This is a genomic window from Streptomyces sp. NPDC006332 (assembly GCF_040612855.1).
GTDB lineage: Bacteria > Actinomycetota > Actinomycetes > Streptomycetales > Streptomycetaceae > Streptomyces.
This window is the reverse complement of the sequence record NZ_JBEXRA010000005.1, coordinates 140,679-164,522: the sequence shown is the minus strand read 5'-3', so window position 1 is coordinate 164,522 and position 23,844 is coordinate 140,679. Positions and strand designations below refer to the sequence as shown.

18 protein-coding genes and 1 pseudogene are annotated in these 23,844 nt (G+C 70.2%); 8 read left to right on the top strand and 11 right to left on the bottom strand.

Features of this window, described 5'->3' with window-relative positions:
- Positions 1–186 precede the first annotated feature (186 nt).
- The gene (locus tag ABZ027_RS07110; RefSeq protein ID WP_356765202.1) at positions 187–1,281 is read left to right on the top strand and encodes an alanine racemase; all 1,095 of its coding nucleotides are present in this window, start codon (positions 187–189) and stop codon (positions 1,279–1,281) included.
- Between the two features lie 8 nt (positions 1,282–1,289).
- On the opposite strand, the pseudogene ABZ027_RS07105 reads toward ABZ027_RS07110, so the two are convergent.
- The 3 genes and pseudogenes from ABZ027_RS07105 to ABZ027_RS07095 all read right to left on the bottom strand — a co-directional run.
- Positions 1,290–1,705: pseudogene (locus ABZ027_RS07105) on the bottom strand (transposase); the annotation flags it as partial.
- 44 nt (positions 1,706–1,749) lie between these two features.
- Positions 1,750–2,673: a hypothetical protein gene (locus tag ABZ027_RS07100; RefSeq protein WP_356765200.1), complete on the bottom strand. Its 924-nt coding sequence runs from the start codon at positions 2,671–2,673 to the stop codon at positions 1,750–1,752.
- A 220-nt stretch (positions 2,674–2,893) separates the two neighbouring features.
- Positions 2,894–4,351, bottom strand: a complete 1,458-nt coding sequence (locus ABZ027_RS07095; RefSeq protein WP_356765198.1) for an amino acid permease — start codon at positions 4,349–4,351, stop codon at positions 2,894–2,896.
- A gap of 276 nt (positions 4,352–4,627) precedes the next feature.
- On the opposite strand from ABZ027_RS07095, the gene ABZ027_RS07090 reads away from it, so the two are divergent.
- Together ABZ027_RS07090 and ABZ027_RS07085 are read left to right on the top strand one after the other, a co-directional pair.
- Positions 4,628–5,365, top strand: coding sequence for an FCD domain-containing protein (locus ABZ027_RS07090; RefSeq protein ID WP_356765196.1), 738 nt, complete (start codon positions 4,628–4,630; stop codon positions 5,363–5,365).
- A gap of 96 nt (positions 5,366–5,461) precedes the next feature.
- On the top strand, positions 5,462–6,931 hold the full coding sequence (locus ABZ027_RS07085) for an APC family permease (RefSeq protein WP_356765194.1): 1,470 nt from the start codon (positions 5,462–5,464) through the stop codon (positions 6,929–6,931).
- A gap of 84 nt (positions 6,932–7,015) precedes the next feature.
- Here the strand turns inward: ABZ027_RS07085 and ABZ027_RS07080 are convergent, their stop codons facing one another.
- Positions 7,016–7,468 (bottom strand): PIN domain-containing protein, encoded by a 453-nt coding sequence (locus tag ABZ027_RS07080; RefSeq protein WP_356765192.1) that lies wholly within the window; start codon positions 7,466–7,468, stop codon positions 7,016–7,018.
- Positions 7,461–7,751 carry a type II toxin-antitoxin system prevent-host-death family antitoxin gene (locus ABZ027_RS07075; protein ID WP_356765190.1) on the bottom strand — a complete coding sequence of 97 codons (291 nt, stop codon included), beginning with the start codon at positions 7,749–7,751 and terminating at the stop codon, positions 7,461–7,463. Before ABZ027_RS07075 ends, ABZ027_RS07080 begins: the two co-directional genes overlap by 8 nt.
- Positions 7,752–7,926: 175 nt before the next feature.
- Here ABZ027_RS07075 and ABZ027_RS07070 point away from each other — a divergent pair, with 175 nt between their 5' ends.
- On the top strand, positions 7,927–8,394 hold the full coding sequence (locus ABZ027_RS07070) for a hypothetical protein (protein WP_356765378.1): 468 nt from the start codon (positions 7,927–7,929) through the stop codon (positions 8,392–8,394).
- Between the two features lie 36 nt (positions 8,395–8,430).
- Here ABZ027_RS07070 and ABZ027_RS07065 read toward each other — a convergent pair whose 3' ends face one another.
- From ABZ027_RS07065 to ABZ027_RS07040, 6 genes are all read right to left on the bottom strand, one after another.
- A complete protein-coding gene (locus ABZ027_RS07065; protein WP_356765188.1) occupies positions 8,431–8,916 on the bottom strand; it encodes a pyridoxamine 5'-phosphate oxidase family protein in 486 nt (161 codons plus the stop codon).
- A 19-nt stretch (positions 8,917–8,935) separates the two neighbouring features.
- Positions 8,936–10,447 (bottom strand): MFS transporter, encoded by a 1,512-nt coding sequence (locus ABZ027_RS07060; protein ID WP_356765186.1) that lies wholly within the window; start codon positions 10,445–10,447, stop codon positions 8,936–8,938.
- Between the two features lie 99 nt (positions 10,448–10,546).
- Complete coding sequence (locus tag ABZ027_RS07055; protein WP_356765184.1) at positions 10,547–11,032, bottom strand: MarR family winged helix-turn-helix transcriptional regulator; 486 nt, start codon at positions 11,030–11,032, stop codon at positions 10,547–10,549.
- A gap of 60 nt (positions 11,033–11,092) precedes the next feature.
- A complete protein-coding gene (locus ABZ027_RS07050) occupies positions 11,093–11,305 on the bottom strand; it encodes an acyl-CoA carboxylase subunit epsilon (RefSeq protein WP_356765182.1) in 213 nt (70 codons plus the stop codon).
- Between the two features lie 316 nt (positions 11,306–11,621).
- Positions 11,622–13,109 (bottom strand): DHA2 family efflux MFS transporter permease subunit, encoded by a 1,488-nt coding sequence (locus ABZ027_RS07045; RefSeq protein ID WP_356765180.1) that lies wholly within the window; start codon positions 13,107–13,109, stop codon positions 11,622–11,624.
- Positions 13,110–13,120: 11 nt separating this feature from the next.
- On the bottom strand, positions 13,121–13,699 hold the full coding sequence (locus ABZ027_RS07040; RefSeq protein ID WP_356765178.1) for a sigma-70 family RNA polymerase sigma factor: 579 nt from the start codon (positions 13,697–13,699) through the stop codon (positions 13,121–13,123).
- A gap of 246 nt (positions 13,700–13,945) precedes the next feature.
- On the opposite strand from ABZ027_RS07040, the gene ABZ027_RS07035 reads away from it, so the two are divergent.
- The 4 genes from ABZ027_RS07035 to ABZ027_RS07020 are packed head-to-tail and all read left to right on the top strand — an operon-like array spanning position 13,946 to position 23,842.
- Positions 13,946–15,136 carry a pyridoxal phosphate-dependent aminotransferase family protein gene (locus ABZ027_RS07035; protein WP_356765176.1) on the top strand — a complete coding sequence of 397 codons (1,191 nt, stop codon included), beginning with the start codon at positions 13,946–13,948 and terminating at the stop codon, positions 15,134–15,136.
- Positions 15,137–15,152: 16 nt separating this feature from the next.
- Positions 15,153–20,156: an SDR family NAD(P)-dependent oxidoreductase gene (locus ABZ027_RS07030; protein WP_356765174.1), complete on the top strand. Its 5,004-nt coding sequence runs from the start codon at positions 15,153–15,155 to the stop codon at positions 20,154–20,156.
- A complete protein-coding gene (locus ABZ027_RS07025) occupies positions 20,128–20,964 on the top strand; it encodes a 4'-phosphopantetheinyl transferase superfamily protein (RefSeq protein ID WP_356765172.1) in 837 nt (278 codons plus the stop codon). Before ABZ027_RS07030 ends, ABZ027_RS07025 begins: the two co-directional genes overlap by 29 nt.
- Positions 20,951–23,842 (top strand): beta-ketoacyl synthase N-terminal-like domain-containing protein, encoded by a 2,892-nt coding sequence (locus ABZ027_RS07020; protein ID WP_356765170.1) that lies wholly within the window; start codon positions 20,951–20,953, stop codon positions 23,840–23,842. The genes ABZ027_RS07025 and ABZ027_RS07020 overlap by 14 nt, the downstream gene beginning before the upstream one ends.
- Positions 23,843–23,844 lie beyond the last annotated feature (2 nt).

The following is a 23,844-nucleotide window of genomic DNA, read 5'->3' as shown; positions in this document are numbered from 1 at the left end:
AGTCAGGGTCTCCGGAGTCGTGTGCGCACGTTAGGACTCTGGTAAAGCGCTCACTAGCCGGTAGTCGACGGTGTTCCGGTCTAGAGGTCCTGTCGATTGGCGTGGGGCCTGGGGTGATGGCTCTGTGGCCCTGGTCCGCCGACCTGCCATGATCATCTCAACATGTTGCATGGTGGGAGGCAAGAGATGGTGACCCCGCTGCCCGATGGGCTGGCTACGCCAGCACTCTTGGTCGATCCGGACGTTCTGGACAGAAACATCTCGCGGATGGCTGAGGCTTCGCGGTCTCAAGGGTTCGCTCTGCGCCCGCATGCCAAGAGCCACAAGTGCGCGCAGGTCGCCGACCGTCAGCTTCGGGCTGGCGCGCGCGGGCTGTCCGTAGCCACGATCAGCGAGGCCGAGGCATTCGCCCGGGTCGGCGTGGATGACCTGTTCATCGCTTATCCCGTGTGGCTCGATGGCGACAAGACGCAGCGGCTGCGCCGGTTGGCGGACGACGTTGCCCTGAGAATCGGTGTCGAGTCGGTCGAGGGCGCGCAGCGGCTGGGAAGAGCCGTGCGCGGCAGCGCCCGGCCGGTCGAGGTGCTGGTCGAGGTTGACAGCGGGAGTCATCGCACGGGAGTACAGCCTCACGCTGCTGGTGAGGTCGGGAAGGCTGCGGCCGACGCGGGACTGGATGTTGCCGGCGTGTTCACGTTCCCGGGACACGGCTACGGACACGGCGCGCAGGCGCGCGAGCGTGCCGCACGGGACGAGGAGCGAACTTTGGGCGAGGCCGCACAGGCGCTGCGGGACCTTGGGATCGAAGTCCGTGTGGTCAGCGGCGGGTCGACTCCGACTGTGGGGCAGTGGCAGCCGGGTGCGGTGAACGAGTTGCGGCCCGGTGTCTACGTCTTCAATGACGCCACCCAGCTGGCCATCGGCACCTGCGGGGTGGAGGATCTCGCACTGGTTGCCGCGGCGACGGTGATCAGCGTGCCCGCCCCGGACCGCTTTGTGCTTGATGTCGGTAGCAAGGTCCTCGGCTCCGACCGGTCGTCTTGGGTGACGGGCCACGGCTACCTGCCCCAGTTCCCGCAGGGAACCATCACCGGATTGTGGGAGCACCACGCCGTAGTCCGGCTTCCCGAAGGGGTGCGGGGGCCATGCCTCGGGTCGGTGGTCGCTGTGATCCCCAACCACATATGTACGCCGGTGAATCTCGCCGATGAGCTGCTGGTCGTCCGAGACCGCGAGGTGATCGACCGCTGGCAGGTAACGGCACGAGGTGCCAATACCTGAGCATCGTCTCAGGCCGGGAGCCGGCGGTAGCAGATCAGAGTTGCGGCTGTCCCGGCGAAGGCAAGGAAGTGTTCAGCCTTGCGCTCGTATCGACGATGAAGGTGATGGCAGCCGGCCAGCCAGTCCACCGCCCGCTCCACCCGGTGGCGGCCCCAGCCGCTGCGAGGACTCGATCCCCTGGCGCGCGATGCGCGGGACGATGTTCCGGCTGCGGAGCCACCGTCGCAGGCAGTCGTAGTTAGGCGTACCCCTTGTCGGCGTGGAGCTTGGCAGGCTGTCGCCGACGCGGTCCACGGCGAGATACCCCGTACCAGGGGTTCCAGTCCCAGGCTGTCATGTGTGTTCGCAGCAGAGATGCCGATCGAGAGGGGCAGACCGGACCGTCGGTGAGCAGGTGGACCTTCGAGCCTTTCTCGCCGCGATCTACGTGCACGCCCCGTACCCCGCTGCTCCCGACGGGACGTCAGGTCACCGTCGTGCCCGCTCCTGCCAGTACCGGAAGGTTCTGGCTGCGTCGGGGAGGAGGTCCCAGGGGTGGCTCGTCATGTGGCGGCCGATGCGGCGGAAGACGGGGGTGGCGTCCGCTGTGCGCTTCATTCGGGTCAGGGCGAAGGCGAGGAGGTTGAGGTCGTACAGGGACTCGGCGTGGGGTGAGGTGTCCGTGTGGAACCAGTTGGTCAGTGCGGTGTTTGCCTCGGTGGCCGCCTTGGGTTCGTACCAGTGGCCGTCGGCTGCGAAGGAGCCTGTGGAGGCGTTGGTCGTTCGGTGGGCGACGAGTTCGACCCGGGCTGCGAGAGGGAGTAGGGCCAATGGTGATCCGTGAGGTGCCTGGCTGGTGCAGCGGTCTGCGAAGTCGAGCATCTGCACGAGCGTTCCGTGGCCGCGGGGGGAGAGGTGGCGGAGCATTTGGTGGTGGGCGGTGCGGTTCCAGGGGTCGCGGGTGACTGCCTCGGTCCACATCGGGACGGCTGCTTGGGGTGGGGATCCGCAGGCGTACATCAGTCGGAGCACGGCCAGCCACGGGGTGGGGTCCTCCGGGGCGGCGTCCGCCGCTCGTCTGCAGTCGCCGTACACATCCCATACGTTGGACCAGTCGGTGTGCTGCTTCACCTGGGCGACCCGGGTGCATGCCGCTACGACCAGGGCGTCGGGGTCGCGTGGGCAGTCCTTGGCCCAGCGGTCCGTGACGACCGGTGGGAGGGTGTGTGCCAGTACGGAGATGCGGTGCACTCGTCGGTCCCAGTCGCGGCCCGTGGCGCGTAGGAGTTCGGCCGCGGGTGTCCACAGGGGGCGGGTCGCGCCGGTTCCGAGGCCGTGCATCTGCTGCGAGGGGCGCAACTCGGCGAGGGTTCGGTGCAGTTGGCGGTCGTCCAGCTCGGGGCCTGTGAGCAAGGGTGTTCGGCGTCGCAGCATGGCAGTCCGGGGGAGGGGAGCGGGCGGGGCGGCGCCAGGGGCACGCCGAAAACCGGGAACACGCAAGAGTTGCCCGTGCACGCTGTGCGGTTGACAGCGGATTGCGGCGGATTCTTGGGAGTTCCCGGTTTCAGTTTTCGGTGGCCGGTCCGGTTTCTGGTTTCCGGAACGGCTTACCGGTGCGGTGGAGTCAGGACAGTCAGGACAGGGGCGCGGTGTCCTGTGTCTTGTGCTTGCCCGACAGCCGTTCGCGGATCAGCGCGAAGGCCACCACGCCGACGGCCGCCAGGGTGGACAGGACCACTTGGTCGCGGCCGCCGCCGTCGGCCGTGTCGGTCAGCATGTAGCCCAGGACGAAGGTGATGAGGGCGATGGTGGCCCAGGTCAGGTACGGGTAGAGCCACATCCGGACGACCAGCTTCTCCGGGGACTCGCGTTCGATGATCTTGCGCATGCGCAGCTGGGAGAAGCAGATCACCAGCCAGACGAACAGGGCGATCGCGCCGGAGGCGTTGAGGAGGAACTGGAAGACGGTGTCCGGCCAGAGGTAGTTGAAGGCGACGGCGACGAAGCCGAAGACGACTGAGGCGAGGATGGCCGCGCGGGGGACGCCGCGGTTCGTGGTCTGGCCGAAGGCGGCGGGGGCGTCGCTGCGGCGGCCGAGGGAGAAGGCCATGCGTGAGGCGGTGTACAGGCCGGAGTTGAGACAGGACAGCACGGAGGTCAGCACGATGGTGTTCATGATCTGCGCGGCGTGCGGGATGCCGATGGAGCTGAGGGCGGCGACGTACGAGCCGTCCTTGAGGATGGCCGGGTCGTCCCAGCGCAGCAGCGACACCACGACCAGGATCGAGCCCAGGTAGAACACCGCGATCCGCCAGATCACGCTGTTGGTGGCCTTGGTGACTGCGCCCCGCGGGTCGGCGGTCTCGCCCGCCGCCAGGGTGACGATCTCGCTGCCCATGAAGGAGAAGACGACCATCAGGACGCCGGTGAGGATGGCGCCGGGCCCGTTCGGCAGGAAGCCGCCGTGTGCGGTGAGGTTGGTGAAGCCGCTGGCGGGGTGGTCGGAGCCGGGCAGCAGACCGAAGAGGGCGAGGCCGCCGATCACGATGAACGCGGCGATGGCGACGACCTTGATGCCGGCGAACCAGAACTCGAACTCGCCGTAGGAGCTGACCGAGACCAGGTTGGTGGCGGTGAGGACGATCATGACGATCAGGGCCCAGCCCCATTGCGGGACGGCGGGGATCCAGCCCGCGAGGATCTTGGCGCCGGCGGTCGCCTCCACGGCGAGCACCACGACCCAGAAGAACCAGTACAGCCAGCCGATGGTGAAGCCGGCCCAGCTGCCGAGGGCGCGGTCCGCGTAGGCGGAGAACGAACCGGAGGTGGGGTTGGCCGCGGCCATCTCGCCGAGCATCCGCATCACGAGGACGACGAGGACGCCGACGAGCGCGTAGGAGATGAGGATGCCGGGGCCCGCGGCGGCGATGCCGGAACCGGAGCCGACGAACAGGCCGGCGCCGATGACGCCGCCGATCGCGATCATCGACAGGTGGCGGCTCTTCAGGCCGGCCTTCAGGCCGGGGTCGGCCGCAGGGGTGGCCTGCGGATCCGTGGCGGAGGGGGCTGGGGCAGGGGGACGTGTGGTCATCTCGACATCCGTAGGGGAGTGGGAGTGGGGAGGGCGGGACCAGGGACGTCTGGAAATTAGTTCAGTACGATCAGAAAGAACAGTCTTGTTTAACTGTTCATCTTGCTCTATTTTTCGGGTTCCGTCCGGTCCCACTCCCCCGCGGAGCCCCCATGCACCACACCGCGCCCGCCAGGGCGGCGCCGTCGCGAGAACCCTCCGTGCGGACGCCGTCGCCGTGGGCCCTGCCCACTTTGTGCGCCCTGCCCTCTTTTCGCAGGCCGTTAGGGTGGCGTCGTGGTGAATGCAGCGGGCAAGTTCGGCCCCTACAACCAGCCGGTTCCCGCGCGGCCCGCGCCGGTCGGCGGCCCCTGGGACACGCGTGTCCTGGCCGGTCGGGGCCCCACGGGAGCGGAACTCGTCCGGTCCCGGATCGCCCTGCGGGTGCGGCTGAGGGCCGTGTCGCCGGGGGACCGGCTCCCGGACGCGGGTGTTCTCGCCGAGGAGCTCGGGATCAGTGAGATCACCGTGCGCCGCGCGCTGGAGGCCATGTGCCAGGACGGCCTGCTCGACCGGCGTCGCGGCCGGGCGGGCGGCACCTTCGTCGCGGCGGACTGGGACGCGGTCGTCGCCGTGCTGCACGACACCGACGAGGCGGACTCACTGGACGCCTTCCATCTGCTGATCGAGTGCGGGCTGGTGGCGCACACCGCGGGTGAGCTCCCGGAGGGCCGACTCGACGGGCTGCGGGCACTGGTCGAGGAGATGGACCTGGCCGACGACCCGGCACGACTGCTCGAACTGGAGATCCGCTTCCACCTCGACCTGGCTCAGGCGCTCGGCGGCGCCGGGATCCGGGAGTTCGCCGCCGACCTGCTCGGCAAGCAGTGTCTGCTGCGGCCCGCTCCCGACCCCGCGGTGGTACGGGCCCGTAACCGCTGCCACGCCGACCTGCTCGACGAACTGGCCCGGGGAGCGATGGACCCGGCGGTACGGGCGGTGAAAGCGCACCGGCATGCCGGTACGCCGGACTGACCCTCCCCGTCCCCTCCCTCCCGTCCCCTCCCCTCCCTCCTCGTTCCTCTCAAGGCCGCCGCCTCTCAAAACGCTCTTCCAGAAGGAGCTGTCGCCATGTCTGACCCCGGACCTCTCGGACCGTCGTCGACGCCGGGCCCCGTCGGCGGCGCGCCCGAGCGGCTGCGCGGTGGCGTCCTCGGCATGGCGGACATCGCCGCCGCCACGATGGCCAACGTCGGCCCGGCCATGAGCTTCTTCTTCGGTTTCGCGTTTCTGGCCACCACGGCGGGCGTCGCGTCACCGCTGACCATCGTGGCGGCGGGGGTTGCGGTCGCGTTGTTCGGCAACACGCTGGCCGAGTTCTCCCGTGCGCACCCCTCGGCGGGCAGCTTCACCACCTTCGTGGGCAAGACTTTCGGCCCGGTCAGCGCGGTGACCACGGCTCTGCTCGCCGGACTCGGCTACATCATCGCGATGGCCTCCGTCATCGCGATCTCGGGCGGGTTCATGCAGATCACCCTGCACCACTACACCGGCGTCGACCTGCCGTGGATCCTCTGGACGCTGCTGCTGACCGGGCTGGCGGTGGTGCTGATGCTGCGCGGGATCGTGGTGTCCACCAAGTGGGCCGGCTACTTCTTCGGCGTGGAGATGCTGGTGCTGGTCGTGGTCTCGGTCGCGGCGATCGTCGAGCACCGGGGCAACCTCTCGGTGGCCCCGTTCCTGCCCTCCCACCTCACCCACGGCGTCAAGGGCCTCGCGGCGGGCTTCCCGCTGGCCGTGTACCTGTTCATCGGCTGGGAGAACTCGGCGGCACTGGCCGAGGAGACGGAGAACCCGCGGCGCAACGTCGGCCGTGCCGTGTTCTCCTCCGTCGCGATCATGACGGTCAGCTACATCCTCTTCTCCTACGCCACGGTGACCGGTTTCGGCTACGACGTGCAGCGGCTCGGCGACTCCCCGATCCCGTTCGTCGACGTCGCGCGGCACACCCTCGGGGCGCTGGCGATCCTCGCCTACGTCGGCGGCCTGACCTCCACCCTCGGCGTGCTGATCGCGGGCATCAACTCCCAGGCCAGGCTGGTATTCAACGCCGGACGCGAGGGGCTGTTGCCGTCCTTCTTCGGGTACGTCCACCCCACCCGCCGTACGCCGAACAACGCGATCGTCACCTTCACCGTCACCGCGCTGCTGATCATCGCGGGCTGGGGTCTGGGGCATCTGCTCGGGGACGGGGGTCAGATGAACCCAGTGGTCTTCTTCGCCGAGTCCTCCAGTTTGGGCGCCATCCTGATCCTGCTGGTCTACCTCGCGTCCAACATCGCGCTGCCGCTGTACTACCGCAGGTACCGGCCGCAGGAGTTCCGGATCGTGCGGCACGTGGCGCTGCCCGCGGTCGGCGCCCTCGCCGTCCTGGTCCCCCTGTACTACCTCGCCAAGCCCGGCCAGCCCGCCCCGTACAGCTGGTTCCCGTACGCGGCCCTGGCCACCCTCGTCGCCGCCGTCTGCTACGCGACCCTCCTGGTCCGACGCGACCCGGGGCTGGCCGAGCGGGTGGGGTCGGTCGTCGCGGACGCGGAGTGAGCGCGGCCTGGTCGTCTCCGGGGTGGACGGGGCGCTGTTTCTGCCCGGACCGGACCGGACCGCCTGGAGGCTCGTGGGGAGGCGTCACAGATCATCGGGGAGCAGCCGAAAGGCGGGCTGGCCCGTGAGTGGTCGCATCATGCGGAAGTGGCTGTCCGTGGTGAAGATGTCCGCCGTCTGGAAGGCCGAGGCCAGGGCCACGTTCATGGCGTCGGCGAGCCCCACGCCCGCTCCGCCGTCCGCGTCTGCGTACCCCCGCATCACGGCCATGGCGCTCCGGAGATGTGGTGCGGTGTCGGGGATCTCGAACCGGCGGGCCTCCGCCTGTCCGGCGATGAAGTCAAGCGCGTTCATGGCCGCCACGGGGCCGATCCTCGTGGTCAGCAGAGAGTCGAGCTCGGCGAGCACCATGGAGGACACCACGAGGTGGCCTGTGCGGGCCAGGGCTTCGCGGTGGGCCACGTGGCGGGGGTCCTTGGGTGTGAACAGCCGGTACAGGGCGTTTGTGTCGGCGATGGCGACCGGAATGTCAGCCATCGGTCCCCGCGTCGTCGGCGGCTGCGCCCATACCGCGCAGCGTCGCCTCGATCTCGTCGTCGTCCAGTACGGGGCCGCCCAGGTCCGGAAGATCCAGCTCGCCCATGGGGTCGGTCCGGAACGGGTAGGCGGGCCGGCCCGTCAGCGCACCGCGGGGCACGATGTCCCCTATGGGTACGCCGTCCTTGGTGATGGTCACTGTCTCCCCGGCCGCCACACGGGCCAGGACCCGCGAGGTCTGCTGGTTGAGCTCCCTCAGCGGTACCTCCGCGTTGTCACTCATGCCTCTACCGTACTACTCGTTCTACATGGCGGCGAGCGGCCGGGTGATCGCCCCTGAGCGCGGGCACGGGTGAACACTTGCCGCCGCTCGCCCGTACCCCTTCCCGTAGCGGTGTCGACCGGATACGGAGAGGGACGTGCCACAGCAGTCGCAGCGAGGGCGGGGCGGCCTCGCAGTGGACCATGCCCGGCTGTTGACGCGGGGTGCCGCGCTGGTCGGGGGGCTGGCTCTGCTGCCGTTGATCGCGGCGTGCGGGGGTGCCGAGGGGGGTAAGGCGGCGGATGCCAAGGCGTCTGAACGGTCCTCCGCTCCCGTGGCCGGTGTCGTCGCGCCCGCCAAGGTCGAGGTGATCGCCGCTCTGACCGGGTGCAAGGTCGAGATCCGTATCGAGGCGGACGAGCTGCGCGAGGGGCAGTGCAAGACCAAGCAGGGGAACTACCGCATCACCACCTTCCCCGAGGAGAAGCTCAAGCTGACCTGGCTTGATGCTGCTTCCGTGTACGGGGGCAAGTACCTGGTCGGCCCGCAGTGGGCCGTGGGCGCCAAGCCGGAGGTGCTGGAGCGGCTGCGTCCCAAGCTGGGTGGGACCATTCAGTCGTTGCGTGGCGTGGGCCCGGCGAATCCGGCTCCGAGCGCGTCCTAGTGCTGTGAGGTGCGGCAGTGCGTGCACCCTGATTTCTCAGTCCTGGGCAGGGATGTCCAGGGCGGTCCCGTACAGGCGGGACACTCGGATCTGGATCACCACGCGCCGGTCGGGCAGCGGCTGCTCGCCGGGGGCCGCGCCGTCGGCCGGGTCGACTATCTGCGCCACGCCCTCCGCCACCGCGAACGACCAGACGTCCGGGCCGCTGACGTGCAGTGAGGTGTGCGGGTCGCGGCGCAGTTGGCGGACCTTGAGGCGGTCGGCGGTGGAGGAGACGCGTAGGACGCGTTCCTCGGCGTTCCAGTCGTAGAGGACGGTCGACAGGTGCGGGTGGCCGGTGCTCCTGACGCTCGCGAGTACGCCGAACTGCTGCTGCCGCAGTAACTGGGAGAGCTCCTGGTCGGTGAGCGTCCGGGGGGCCGGGCCGTCGTTCTTTGTGGTGCCGGTAGTGCCGGTGACACCGGTGGTGCCGGTGGTGCCGGTGGTGCCTGTGGTCGTTTCGGTGGCGGTGTTCTCGCTCACGGGGATCAACCTTTCAGGGTCAGACGGCGGCGGCGTGGGTGGGAGCCTGCGTGTCGACGGCAGGCTCCTCGGCGGTCTGGCGCTCGGGGCGGCGCAGCATCGTGAGGGCGACGGTGAAGGCGGTGACGAGGAGACCCGCGCCCACCGCGAAGGCGAGCCGGTAGCCGCCGGTCAGTGCTTCGGCTGCCGTCCGGCCGTCCGCCGTGAGGCGCTCGGTGCGGGAGGCGGCCAGGGTGGAGAGAACCGCGACGCCCAGGGCCATGCCGATCTGCTGGGTGGTGTTGAACAGGCCGGACGCGAGACCGGCGTCCTCCTCGTTCGCGCCGGACATACCGAGTGTCGTCAGCGCCGGCAGCGCGAGGCCGAAGCCCCCGGCGAGCAGCATGACGGGGAGGAGGTCGACGGCGTAACCGGCCTGTACGGGAACGCGGGCGAGGAGGGCGAGGACGCCGACGAGGAGCGCGATGCCCGCCAGCAGGACGTTGCGTTCACCGAAGCGGGCGTTGAGAGGGGCGGAGGCTGCCAGGGAGACGGCACCGATGACGGCGGCTGCCGGGAGCATCGCGAGGCCGGTCTCGGCGGCGCCGTATCCGAGCACCTTCTGGAGGTACAGGGCGACGAGGATCTGGAAGGAGAAGAGCGCCGCGACCATCAGGATCTGCACCAGGTTGGCGGCCGAGACGCTGCGCGAGCGGAGGATCCGCAGCGGCATCAGGGGGTTCCTCGCGGTGGCCTGACGGACGAGGAACGCGGCGAGCAGTACGGCGGCGAGGGCGCCGAAGCCGAGGGTGCGGCCCGAGGTCCAGCCGTATGCCTCGACCTTCACGACGGTGTAGATGCCGAGCATTAGACCGGCCGTGACCACCACAGCGCCGAATACGTCCGCGCCCGCTTTGAGGCCCAGGCCGACGTCACGGGGCAGGACGCGTAGGGCGATCGCGAGGACGGCGATGCCGATCGGCAGGTTGATGAAGAAGATCCAGTGCCAGGTGAGCGCGTCGGTGAGTACGCCGCCGAGGACCTGGCCGATGGACGCGCCCGCCGCACCGGTGAAGCTGAAGACGGCGATGGCCCTGGCGCGTTCCCTGGGCTCGGTGAACAGCGTCACGAGGATGCCCAGGCCGACGGCGGAGGCCATCGCGCTGCCGATGCCCTGGAGGAAGCGAGCGGCGATCAGTACGGCGGGCGAGGTGGCCACGCCGGCCAGCAGCGAGGCCGCGGTGAAGGCGGTGGTACCGGCCAGGAACATGCGCCTGCGGCCGATCAGGTCGCCGAGCCGGCCGGCCAGGAGGAGCAGGCTGCCGAATGCGATGAGGTAGGCGTTGACGACCCAGCTGAGGCCTGCGGGGGTGAACCCCACGTCGTTCTGGATGGCCGGCATCGCCACGGTGACGATGGAGCCGTCGAGGACGATCATCAGCATCCCCGTGGCGATGACTCCCAGGGCGAGCCGGCGTGAACGAGGGGCGGCGGGTGAACGAGGAGCGGCGGAAGAAGCGGGGGATGGCGCGGCGCCGGATTCGGCAAGCATGCGGTCTCTCCTGTCAGTTGGGGCGACAGGAGAGACCGTAACAGATGGTTTTGTTGCAGACTATTTTTTTCGGTCTTACTTTGGGGTTCGCGTCCTCGATCACCTGGACTGGCGCGCCCGGCGGGCGGTGCGTGGGGTCTCGACAGGGTTCGCCAGGCTGTCTCCGACCAGGTGGTTCAGGGCTCGCAAGAGGACATCCCTGTCCTTGCCGGGAAGCGCGGCCAGGGCGTCGCGGTGCACGCGGTCGACGATCTTCTGGCTCTGTTCGGCGACGCGGGCCCCCTCGTCGGTGACGGCGATGATCCGGGCGCGCCGGTCCGTACTGGACGGGCGGCGCTCGGCCAGACCGGCCTCCTCCAGGGCGTCCACCGTCACCACCATCGTGGTCTTGTCCATGTCGCCGATCTCGGCGAGCTGGATCTGGGTGCGCTCCTCCTCCAGGGCGTGCACGAGCACGCAATGCATCCGGGCGGTCAGGCCGATCTCGGCGAGGGCGGCGGACATCTTGCTGCGCAGGACGTGACTGGTGTGGTCGAGGAGGAACGACAGATCCGGTTCGGTGCGCGCGGGCGTCATGGCGGTCATGCCTGCCAGCGTAGGGCAGTTCGATCTGATGCGGATTATCCAGAAGAGACCAACCCACGGCTACGAAGCGATGCGCTCCGGCGCGCGCCAGGAACCCGCGGTGCGCGGGGCGGTGGCGTGCCTCCAGCGGGCGAGCGGGATGACGGGGGCGGGGGGTGCCGCGTCGGTCTCGGCCTGACGGAAGAGCATTGAGAGGACGACGGTCACGGCCGCCAGTTCCTCCGGGGTCGGTGAGCCCGAGACGACTTTCCACAGGCTCTCTTCTACGGACATCGAGTCTGCTGACACAGGATTCTCCGATCGGGAAAGGAACGTGCGCTTTCGACAGAGGGCAGGGGGAGGGGGAGGGGCCTGGGGCAGGGGTTGTGCGTGGGCGGCCGGCCCCCGGGGGATGTGGGCCGGCCGCCCGGCTCGGGTGGGCGCGGGGCTCGGGGAGCCGCGGGCCCCTGTGGTGGGTGGTCGGCGGGGACCCCCCGGACGAGCGAGGTGCGGGTGAGTGTTCAGGAGCCCGCCGGGCGTGCCCTGCGGCACGTAGCCATGGGCGCGCCCGACGCGGCTCAAGAACTCAACCCCCGTCGGCGGGCGCCGTTCAGGACGCCACCGTGACCTGCGACGCCTTGCCGCCGGTCTCCGGGACGGCCCGCTTGGCGTCGGTCGTCGCGGCGGCCGCCGCGGCTTCTGCCGCCTCCGCCGCCGCACCCACCGGCCGAAGCCCGCTCGGGATCAGCATCGACGCGACCGCCGCGGCCAGGACCACCGCCGCGCCGACCCACACCGCGGGGATCATGCCGTCGACGAAGTGCTGCGGGGTCTCGTAGCCGCCCTGCGCCGCGAACACCGCCGCCAGGACGGCCACGCCCAGCACGCCGCCCAGTTCACGGCCCGCGTTGTTCACGCCGGACGCGATGCCCTCCTGGTCGCGGCGGACCGAGGAGAAGACCATGTTGACGACGGGGGCGTAGAACAGGGACATGCCGACGCCGAGGATGGCGAAGGGGGCCACCAGGGAGCCGTAGCCGACGGTCGGGGTGGCGACCAGGGCGAACCAGCCCAGGCCGATGGACTGGAGGACGAAGCCGATCGCGAGGATGGTGCGGCCGCCGAGGCGGTCCGACAGGACGCCGGCCACCGGGGCCACCAGCATCGGCATCGCCGTCCAGGGGAGGGTGCGCAGGCCCGCCTCCAGCGGCGAGTAGCCCTGGGCAGTCTGGAGGAACTGCGCCACCAGGAAGATCGCGCCGAACATGCCGAAGTACATCAGGACCGAGGCCAGGTTGGTCATCGAGAACGCCCGGCCGCTGAACAGGCTCAGCGGCAGCATCGGGTGCTCGACGCGGTTCTCCCAGGCCAGGAAGGCCAGGATCAGCGCGCCGCCCGCGACGAAGCCGGCCAGCACCTCGCCCGAGGTCCAGCCGATGGCGCCACCCCGGACAAGGCCGAGAACCACACCGAACAGACCGAGGCTGAGCAGAGCCGTGCCGACCAGGTCGAGCTTGGCGCTGGCGCCCCGGCTCTCGGCGAGCCAGATCTTGGACAGGGGGAGCAGGACGAGGCCGAGCGGCACGTTGACCCAGAAGATCCACTGCCAGGACGCGCCCTCCACGATCGCGCCGCCGACCACCGGGCCGAGCGCGATCGCGAGACCGGCGACCGCGCCCCAGGCGCCCAGCGCGGCACCGCGCTTGGCGGGCGGTACGGCCGCGGAGAGAAGGGTCAGGGTCAGCGGGACGACGATCGCTCCGCCGATGCCCTGCACGGCGCGCGCGAGGATCAGCTCGTTCGCCGTGTCCGACATGGCGGCCCCGGCCGAGGCCAGGGTGAAGATCGCGGTACCGATCATGAACAGTCGGCGACGGCCGAAGCGGTCGCCCAGTGCGGAGCCCGTCATCAGGAAGACGGCGAACGTCAGGGTGAACGCGTTGACCGTCCACTCCAGTTCGTCGAGCCCTGCGTTGAGGTCGTCACGGATCGCGGGCAGCGCGGTGGTGACGACGAGGTTGTCGAGGGAGGTGATGAACATCGCCACGGCGGCGATGACGAACGTACGGACGGGATGGCCCTGTGTCTGGGCACTCATGGTTCGTCCTCTCACATGTCGCGCAGGAAATCCCTGGCTTGCCGGAGAATGCGGTTGCGGGTGGGGCCGATGGAGCCGCGCGGCATGGCGAGAGCCGCGCTGATCGCGTCGTAGCTCATGGGGGGATCGCGGAGCAGCAGTCCCAGCAGAGCCTGGTGCTGAGCCGGCAGATGCCGGATGGCCTTCCGGGCGAGATCGCCCTCCGCCCTGCTGAGGACGGTCTCTTCCGGAGTGGCCTGGTGGTGCCCGGTCTCGTGGGTGAACTCCGAGAGGTCGTCGACCAGGTGGTACTTGACGCCGTTGCCCGACACCTTGAGCGCCTCACGGCGAGCCGTGGTGACGATCCAGGCGCCGAGCCTGGACGGGTCGTTGAGCGCGCCGATGTTCTCGATGACGCGCAGCCAGGTGACCTGGCAGACGTCCTCGCAGTCGGCGGGGCGCAGCCCGTGCGAACGGGCGACCGTCCAGACGATCGGGCGGAACCTCTGGATGAGGCGCCCCCAGGCCGTCTGATCGCCCGCGCGGCAGGCTTCCACCAACTGAACGGCGGACTCGGGCACTTGAGCCCGGACGGTCGTCGTACCGGCCACGTCAACCTCCTTCGGTCCTCCCCGTAGGGACCTGTTGAACTCCCTTGTCCCATAAGCGAGTCGCAGGCCACTGGACCCCCGGTCGCCGGGCTCTGCATCCGGGGTAGCGGCCCGGCGGGTGGGAGTGGAACGGCTCGTACGGCCGGTATCCGTACGCCGATTCGGGCCCTCTGTCGGGTGACGGTCGCCCCGCCCGTCCGGCTCGGCCGGAGGTGGCGCGCGACGCACCGAGAGGGGAAATCACTAATGATCACGGATGAGTACGCCCGGACCCTCGCGTCCGTCAACGACCGGATCCGGGACCTCAAGGACAGCGGCTTCTACACCTTCGAAATGCCCTTCACCGCCGCTCCCGGCGGCCGGTCGGAGATAGACCACCGCGAGGTCATCATGCTGACCAGCGGCAACTACCTCGGTCTGGCCGGACACCCGGAGATCAACAAGGCGGTCAAGGACGCCCTGGACACCTACGGTTCGGGAGCCTGCGGCGCCCGCCTGAACAACGGCACCACCGTGCTCCACCTGGAGCTGGAGGAGAAGCTCGCCGACTGGATGGGCACCGAGGCGGCCATCACCTACAGCTCGGGATACATGGCCAACCTCGGCACGATCTCCGCGCTGTGCGACAGCGACACGATCGTCATCACCGACCAGATCAACCACATGAGCATCCTCGACGGCTGCCGGCTGGCCGAGGGCGCCGTGAAGATCTTCGCCCACAACTCCATGGAGAAACTGGAGTACGTCCTCAAGCGCAACGCCGACGCCAAGAAGAAGTTCGTGGTCGTCGACGGCGTCTACTCCATGGACGGCGAGATCGCGCCGCTGGACGACATCCACCGGCTCACCGAGCAGTACGGCGCGATGCTGATGGTCGACGAGGCCCACGGCACCGGATTCCTCGGCGAGAACGGACGGGGCGCCGGGGAGCACTACGGGATCATCCCCGACATCACGATGGGCACCTTCAGCAAGACCCTCGGCGGGGTGGGCGGATTCGTCACCGCCAGCCACGACATCGTCGAGTTCCTGCGCCACTCGGCGCACGCCTACATGTTCAACGCGAGCCTGCCCGCGCCGACCGTGGCCGGCGTGCTCAAGGCCCTGGAGCTGATGCGCCGCGAACCGTGGCGCACCGAGAAGCTCTGGGAGAACACCATGCGCTTCCGCTCCGGGCTCATCCGCGCCGGCTTCGAGGTGCTGGGCAGCGTCACGCCCGTCATCCCGATCCTCGTCGGTGACGACATCGCCGCGCTGCGCATGTCCAAGGAACTGATGGCGGACGGCCTCTACATCTCCGGCGCGATCTTCCCGGCGGTGCCCAAGGGCCGCGCCCGCTTCCGGGCGACCGTCACCGCCGCCATGACCACCGAGGACGTGGACCGCGCCGTCGAACTGCTCGCTGACGCCGCCCGGCGGCACAACGTACTGGCCTGAGGGGACGTAGAGAAAAGTGACCATCACACCGACCGAAGCCCGCAGCGGGGAGAAGATCTCCGCCGCCAGCCGACGGGCCCTCCAGGCCCAGGGTGTCTACCTGGGCACCACGGGTGCCGACCTGCGCACCGCCTTCCTGTTCCCCGGCCACGGGGCGCAGTACCCCGACATGTTCGCCGACCTCGCCGCCGAGAACCCGGTCGCCGCGGAGACGTTCGAGCGGATCGACGAGACCTACCGCTCGCTGGCCGGGCACACCCTGACCAGCCGGATGTTCAGCTCCGGCGGCAACGACCTGGCGAAGGAACTCCAGGACCCGGTCGTCATGCAGCCCGCGATCTTCGCCGGCAGCATGGTCGCGCACCGGCTGCTGGAGAGCCAGGGCATCACCGCAGAGACCCACATCGGGCACAGCCTGGGCGAGATCAGCGCCCTCGTCGCGGCCGGGGCGCTCTCCCTGGAGGACGGCGTCCGCGCGGTGTACGGGCGGGGCGTGGCCGTCAAGGTCATCCCCGAGGCCCGGCGCGGCGGGATGCTGAGCCTGCAGACCGACAGCGACCGCAGCCGCGAACAGCTCTCCCGACTGCTGCTGTTGCTGCGCGGGGGCGGCAACGGCTACCTCGTCCAGAGCCTCACCAACTCGCCCGACCAGACGGTGCTCTCGGGTGACTCCGAGGCCATCGACAGGGCCGCCGCGCTGTGCAGCGAACGCGGTATCAAGGCCACCCGGCTCAGGGTCTCGCACGGCTTCCACTCCGACCTCCTGGAGGAGGCCGTACCGCATCTGGAGCGGACCCTCGCCGCGCTCGACTGGCACGCCCCGAAGATCCCCGTGCTGTCCACGGTGATCGGCGACTACTACACCGAGCAGGACGTCCAGGACCTGCCGCTGCTGCTCGCCCGTCAGCTGGTCACGCCGTTCAGTTTCCAGGCGCTGGTCGGCCGGCTGCACGCGGACGGCCACAACAGCTTCGTCGAGGTCGGTCCCAAGTCGATCCTGTCCGGGCTGACCGAGCGGATCCTCGCCGACTCCGACAAGGAAGCCCTGGTCACCCCGACCAACATCCAGTCGCTGGGCGCGGTGGAGAGCATGCGCCGCTTCAGTGCCTTCGCCGAGGTGCACGGACTGACCGGCGGCGAGACCGAGGAGCTGACGGCCGTCGCGCAGGAGCCGGCCGCCGAGAGCGTCCCGACCACCGCGCACCTGCGCGAGGAGCTCCTCAAGGTCGCCGCCCGCTACACCGGTTATCCGGTACGACTCCTCGACCCCGCCCAGCTGATGGGCGCGGGCCTCGGGCTGAGTACCCGGGTCCGCGAGGAGCTGGCGGCCGCGCTCGCCGCGCACCTGGGCCTGACGGACACGACCGTCTCCACCGAGGCGGACGCCCCGCTCGGCCATCTGCTCGACCAGCTGGCGGACGCGTCCCGTGGCACCGGCACCGGCACCGGTGACGGTGCTGGCACCGGCACTCCTGTCGCGACGGGCCGGGAGACCGCCGCGGGGCCCGTGTCCGCCACGGTCCAGGAGGCCTCGGGGGCCGCGGAGGCGATCCAGTCCGCCGCGTCCGCCGAGCCCGTCCAGTCCGCCGCGTCCGTCCAGTCCGCCGAGCCCGCTGAGGCGACGGCGGAGGACCTGGCCCAGGCGGAGCGTGTGGTGTGGGAGGTGGCGGAGGCCAAGACGGGTTATCCGGCCGATTTGCTGGAGGCGGATCTGGATCTGGAGGCGGATCTGGGGATCGACTCGGTGAAGCAGGCGGAGATCCTCGGTGAGGTGCGGGAGGTGTTGGGGCTTCCGGTGGTGGAGGACGTGGACTCGTCGGCGTTGAACACCCTCAACCGGATCGCCGAGTTCGTCGCCGGCCTCCAGGCCGCCACCCGGCCCGCACCGGCGGCAGCGGCTCAGCAAAGCGCCGTACAGGAAAGCCCCGTACAGGAAACCCCCGTACCGGAAGAGCCCGCGCAGGCGACGGCCGCTGAGTTGGCCGAGGCGGAGCGTGTGGTGTGGGAGGTGGCGGAGGCCAAGACGGGTTATCCGGCTGACTTGCTGGAGGCGGATCTGGATCTGGAGGCGGATCTGGGGATCGACTCCGTGAAGCAGGCGGAGATCCTCGGTGAGGTGCGGGAGGTGTTGGGGCTTCCGGTGGTGGAGGACGTCGACTCGTCGGCGTTGAACACCCTCAACCGGATCGCCGAGTTCGTCGCCGGTCTCCAGGCCGCCACCGGACGCAGCCCGCGCGGCGGCAGCACCGCCGGCACGGGCGGCGACGGCACCGACGACAGCCACATACCCGAGGCGGCACCCGCTCGGCCGGTGCTGCCGCCTGTCCTGGAGCGCACGATCGACCGCATCGCCGGACGGTACGTCCCCCTCGCGGTCGAGAGCCCTCTCGACCACCCCGACGCCACACCGTTCTCCCTGGACGGCAAGGCGGTCGTGGTGATCACCGGACAGGACACGGCCCTCGCCCGTGAGGTGCTCCCACGCCTCACCGAGCGCGGCGCACGGCCGTACGTCGTCGCACCGGAGCAGGCAGCCGTCCCCGACGACTGGCCCACCGCACGCGCCGACTTCACCGACCCCGATTCGCTGGCCCAGGCACTGGCAACAGCCCGTACCGACAGCGGAGTCCAGGTCGTCGTCAACCTGCACCCCTACGGCCCCGGCCCCGACCCGGTCGCCGCGACCACCTCCTTCGACCGGCCCGCCGCCGACTGGAGCTCTGCCGCCGACCAGCACTTCACCGTCAACCTGCTCGCCGCCAAGGCCTACTTCGCCGACCTCACGCAGACCGGCGCGGACGGCGGCTACTTCGCGGCCACCGCGGTCGGCGGGGTGTTCGGCCTGGAGTCCGACGGAGCGATGGACCCCCTGGGCGGCCTCACCGCGGGCTTCGCCAAGAGCCTCGACCTCGAACTCCCGGACACCCGCGTCAAGGTCGTCGACTTCACCGAGGGCGACGCGGCCGGCACGGCGGACATCCTGCTCGCGGAGATCACCACCGACGCGGAACGCACCGTCGAGGTGGGTCACGTCCGGGGACTGCGCAAGATCGTCCAAGTTATCCCGCACGAGATCACGACCAACGAACGGCAACAACCCCTGCGTCTCGACCCGGGCAGCGTCGTCGTCTTCTCCGGGGGCTCGCGCGGGATCACGTACGAATGCGCGAAGGAACTCGCCCGGCTGGAGGGCGTGCGCGTCGTCATCCTCGGCCGCACCCGCCCGGCGGAGGGCACCGAGGACTGGATGGCGCTGGACGACGAGGCCTTCGCCCGCCTGGGCAAGGGCTGGTTCCCGCAGGCCAAGAAGAAGAACCCGGCCATCACCCCGGTCGAGGCGAAGAAGCAGTTCGCGGCCCTCGCCAACGCCCGTGAGCTGTACCGGAACATCAAGGAACTGCACGCCGTCAACCCGCTGTCGGTGTACGAGGTCTGTGACGTCTCCGACGGCGAGCAGGTCACCGCGGCGATGGACGCGGTACGGCAGCGGTACGGGCGGATCGACGGTGTCGTGCACGCCGCCGGTCTCGACTCGGTCGCCACCGTGCCGAAGAAGTCCCTGGACCACGCCCGGCACGTGGTCCGGGTCAAGGCCGACGGCTCCCACCACCTCTGGCACGCCGTCAAGCACGACCAGCTGAAGTTCTTCGGCTTCTTCGGGTCCTTCCTCGGCCGCTTCGGCATGGACGGCCAGGTCGACTACACGGCCGGCGCCGACCTCGTCTCCAAGCTCTCCGCGCTGCTCGCCCGCCGCAACCCCGACATGCGGGTCTTCACCCTGTGCTGGACCGGCTGGGCCGACGTCGGCATGGCCGCCACAGAGGCGGTACGGAAGGTCCAGGAGGAGGTGCGCGGACTGCGCTACCTGGGCGTCGAGGAGGGTGTGCAGCACTTCGCCCGGGAGGTCTTCCAGGGCGGCGACGACCCCGAGGTGCTGGTCTTCGGCGAGATCGGCAAGAACAGCTACGGCGGCCAGGACGCGTCGATGGACGCCACGCACACCCAGGTCGCCGTCCCCCTCGGCCCCGACGGCAGCGTCCGGGACCGTGTCGAACTGCCCCTGCTCGACCGCGTGTCGGAGGTGACCGACACCAGGGTGCGGGCCGTCAAACGGCTCGATCCCCGGGCCGACCGCTACCTCGACGACCACCGGGTCAAGGGAGCGGGCACCTTCCCCGGGGTGCTGCACATCGAGGGCCAGGTGCAGGCGTCCGGGCTCCTGGTCCCCGGGCACACGGTCGTCGCGGCGGAGAACATCGAGTTCCTGAAGTTCGTCAAACACCTGCCGAACTTCCCCCTCGACCTGCGCTTCGAGGCGGAAGCGGAAACGGAAACGGAATCAAAAGCGGAGGCGGACGGCACTCGCCGGATCCGCGCCGAGATCCGCTCCGACCTGGTCACCGCCGACGGCCGGGTCCTGGAGGCCGACCGGGTGCACTCACGCGGCACCTACGTCTTCGCAGCACAGCCACCGCGCCCGGGCGACGTGCCGGCACCCGACCCGGAACTCGCCGAACTCGTCGAGAAATCCACCGAGTTGGACATCGACCGGTTCTACGAACGGGCCGCCCGGCAGATCACCTTCGGCCCGCGCTTCCGGCAAGTCCGGCGGATCGGGTTCGTCGGGGACATCGAGGACGGGCGGATGGTGAGCGAGATCGTGGTCGACGCCGGCCGCGGACTGTTCTCCGCCGCCCCGACACCCCGGCTGCGGACCCTGCCCATCGTCATCGACAACGCCTGGCGCTCCACCCTGCTGTGGGCGTACCACCACCTCGGCAGCCATGTGGTGCCGGTCTCCATCGCGGCGATGCGCTTCCACCGCGTGCCGCTGCCCGGCGAGACCGTGCACACCGACTCGACCGTCGCGCCCGTCGGACCCGATCAAGGAGGAAAACCCGGAGACCTGCGCATCAGCACCCGGATCCTCGACGCGGCGGGCCACCCGCTGTGCGAGATCCAGGACCTAGTCGTGACACAGGTGGGGCGTGATGAGGGCGATACGCGTCTCCTGGACTGAGACCGCCCTGCCGGGCAGCGGGACCCCGCTGCCCGGGGGCGGCGCCGTGACCATCGAGTGGCTCCCCATCGCGCAGGTCCGCGGGGACTACGAGGCGGCCCCCGCGGCCTACCGGGCGCACTACCTGGCTCCGGCCGAACTCCCGGTCCTCACCCGCATCGCCGTACCGAAACGGCGGGTGGAGTGGCTGGCCGGGAGGGTCGCGGCCAAGCGGCTGGTGTGTCTGGCCCTGGAACGGGCCGGACTGCCCGTCACACCCAGCGAACTCGCCGTCCTCGGCAACAAGCCGGGCGGCCGGGCGGGCAAACCCGAACTGTCCTCCCGTACACCCGAGTTGGCCGGAACCGTCGGCCGGCACGTCACGGACATATCGCTCGCGCACACCCTCCGGTTCGCGGTGTGCGCCCTGGCCCACGGCGGCCGGGTCGGCGTCGACGTGGAACCGCTGCGCAGCTTCAGCCCCGCGCTGCGGCGCACCGTCTTCACCGACCACGAGGTCGCCCTGGCCGAGACCGCGTTCCAGGCCTTCGACTCCGGCCACCGCGGTACCGCGCTGTGGGTGGTCAAGGAAGCACTGCTCAAGGCGTACGGCATCGGCTTCGCGTACGGCTGGGGAACCGCCCGGCTGCGCTCGGCCGACACCGGCGCCGGCGTTTTCGACATCACCCTCCCCGCGGGGGCGGACCCGGGTCACCGGGTCGCCGTCCGCTACGGCCGGGTCACCGACCACATCTTCGCCATCGCCTCCGTGGCCCCCCGGCCGCCGGACGGCCACCAGCAGAAAGGGCAGCTCCGTGCCTGGGACTGACTTCGAGGGCTTCGACCCGATCGCCGTGGTGGGATACGGCTGCGTCTTCCCACCGAACTCGTACGACGCCGACACGTTCTGGCAGAACATCCTGGGCGGCCGGATCGGCATCGACTCGCCGCCGAAACACCGCTGGAACTGGGAGGACTACCACAACGAGGACAAAGGTGTCGTCGACAAGACGTACTGCCGCTGGGGCGGCTTCCTCGACGACTACGCCGGCCCGTCCGGCCTGGAGGAACTGACCCGGATCGGCCGGGAGGCCGTCGGCGAACTCAACCGCACCCAGCTGATGGTGCTCGACACCGTCCTGCAGACCCTGAGGATGTCCGGGTACAGCCCGAGCCGGCTGAGCACCACCGACACCGCGCTGTTCGTCGGCAACATGCTGGGCGACGAACAGGTCATGGAGTCCTCGCTCACCTTCCGCGCCACCGAGGTACTGCACCACCTGCGAGGCAGCGAGGCCTTCCAGGCGCTGGAGAGCGGGCAGCAGACGGCCCTGGAGAACGGCTTCCCGGCCGCGGTGAAGAACCGCCTGTACGACGCCGACTCCGGGCCCGCCGCGCACGTCTTCCAGGTCAGCGTCGCCAAGGCGGTCGCCCGGGTGATCGGGCTGCCCGGTCCGGCGGCGATCGGCGACGCGGCCTGCGCCTCCGGGCTCACCGTGATCGACACCGCCGTCAAGTACCTCCAGGACGGCAGCCACGACATGGTCCTGGCGACCGGTGTGCAGGGCAACATGAACATCACCGGCAACGTCTGCTTCGCCAAGATCGGCGGCCTGTCAGCCACCCGCTCCACCCCGCTCGACGAGGGCGCCAGCGGCCTGATCAACGGCGAGGGCTCCGGCACCGTCCTGCTGAAGCGGCTCAGCGACGCGGTCCGCGACGGCGACACCATCGCCGGAGTGATCCGCGGCGTCGCCACCCGCTGCGACGGCAAGGGCAAGGCGATCTACGCCCCGTCCTCACGCGGCCAGGTCGCCGCCATGCGCCGCGCCCTGGAACTCGCCGACGCGCAGCCGGGGGAGCTCGACTACATCGAGACCCACGCCACCGCCACCTCCACCGGCGACCTCGTCGAGGTCAGCTCCCTCCAGCAGTTGTACGCGGATTCCGGAGCTGAGCCCGGTTCCATCCGGCTCGGCTCGGTCAAGGCCCAGATCGGGCACACCTTCTCGGCGGCCGGCATGGCCAACCTGCTGAAGATCCTGCTCGCCTTCCAGCACGAGACCGTGCCGCCCACCCACGCCTTCACCCGGGCCCCCGAGGCGATGAAGCTGGACGGCTCACCGTTCCGGGTGCCGGTCGCCTCCGAGCCGTGGCAGACGCCCGAGGAGTGCCGGCCGCGCCGGGCGCTGACCAACGCCTTCGGGTTCGGCGGCGTCAACACCAGCGTCATCGTGGAGCAGTACGACCCCGTGCACCACGCCGACGCCGCCCTGGAGCAGCAGGGCCACACCGACAGCAGCCGCTCCACGGCCAACGCCCCGCTCGCGGTGCTCGGCATCGGCTGCGTCGCCCCGTTCTCCCGGGACACCGAGGGCCTGGTCGGCGAGCGGGCACCGGGCGCCGGCGTCACCGGCTTCCCCGCGGACCGCTGGCACCCGGACGCCGCCGCGATCTACGACCCCGAGGGCACCTGGCGCGGCGGAGTCGTCACCGACCTGGACTTCCCGTGGAAGACGTACCGCATCCCGCCAAACGTCCTGGAGGACCTGGACCGGGCGCAGCTGCTGTCGGTGATGGCGGCCGGGCAGGCCCTCGAGGAGTACGGGGCGCCCGCCGCCGACCGGGTCAACGCGGGTGTCTTCGTCGGCGCGACCTGCGGCCTCGAATCCGGCCTGACCCGCAACTTCCGGATCCGCCTGGTGGAGTTCGAGCGGGCGCTGGAGGACGTACCGGAGTACCGGGCGCTCGACGAGAAGACCCGCGCCGAGCTGGTCGAGAGCTACACCCGTGAGGTGCACCGCTACATCCCGCTCACCCGGGAGAACGCGCTGCCCGGCTACATGGACAACATCACCGCGGGCCGCATCCAGAACATCTTCGACCTGCGCGGCCCGGGTGTCGTCATCGACGACGACCTGTGCTCCTTCGGCACCGCCCTCGGCCTCGCCAAGCGCAACCTGGAACAGGGGGAGTGCGACGTCGCCCTCGTCGGCGGCGTGCACGCCAACCTCACCCCGGAGTTCACCCACCTCTTCGAGCGCAGGCTCAAGGAGGCCGGCCACGACATCGACGGGCTGACGCCCGCCGAGGGCGCCGCCTTCCTGGTCGTCAAGCCGCTCGACAAGGTCACCGAGGACGAGAAGGTCCTAGCGGTGATCGACGGGGTCGGCTGCGCCGACGCCGACATCCCGGTCGCCCGGCCCGGCGTCCCCTTCTTCTACGGCGCCGACGGCGCGATCCGCTCGGTCGAGGTGATCGCCCGGATGCGGGCCGAGGCGGCCGCCCAGGAGAACGAGGACGCCGCCCGGCTGGACCTGGTCCGGGTCAAACTCCCGCAGATCGAGAGCGGTTGGGGCTACTCGCTGCGCATCCGCCGGGACGACTCCATCGTCGACGACGACGAGCCCGCCGTACCGGAGGAGCGCGAGACGAGCGCGCAGCCCGTCGCCGCGTCGCCCGACGACCCCGGCACCGGCTTCCTCACCGCCCCCACCTACGAGCGTCTGCTGACCCAGCTGGAGCAGCTGGCCCGGGGCGAACTCGTCCCGCTCGACCGCATCAACTCCCCCTCCTCGGGCGACTACCGGCTCGGGTTCAGCTACGCGTCGTGGGTCGACCTCGCGCGCAAGGCCCAGCTGACCCTGCGTCTGCTCCGTCCCGACAGCTCCGCCGCCCCGTCCACCCCTCCCACCGTCACGAGGTGACC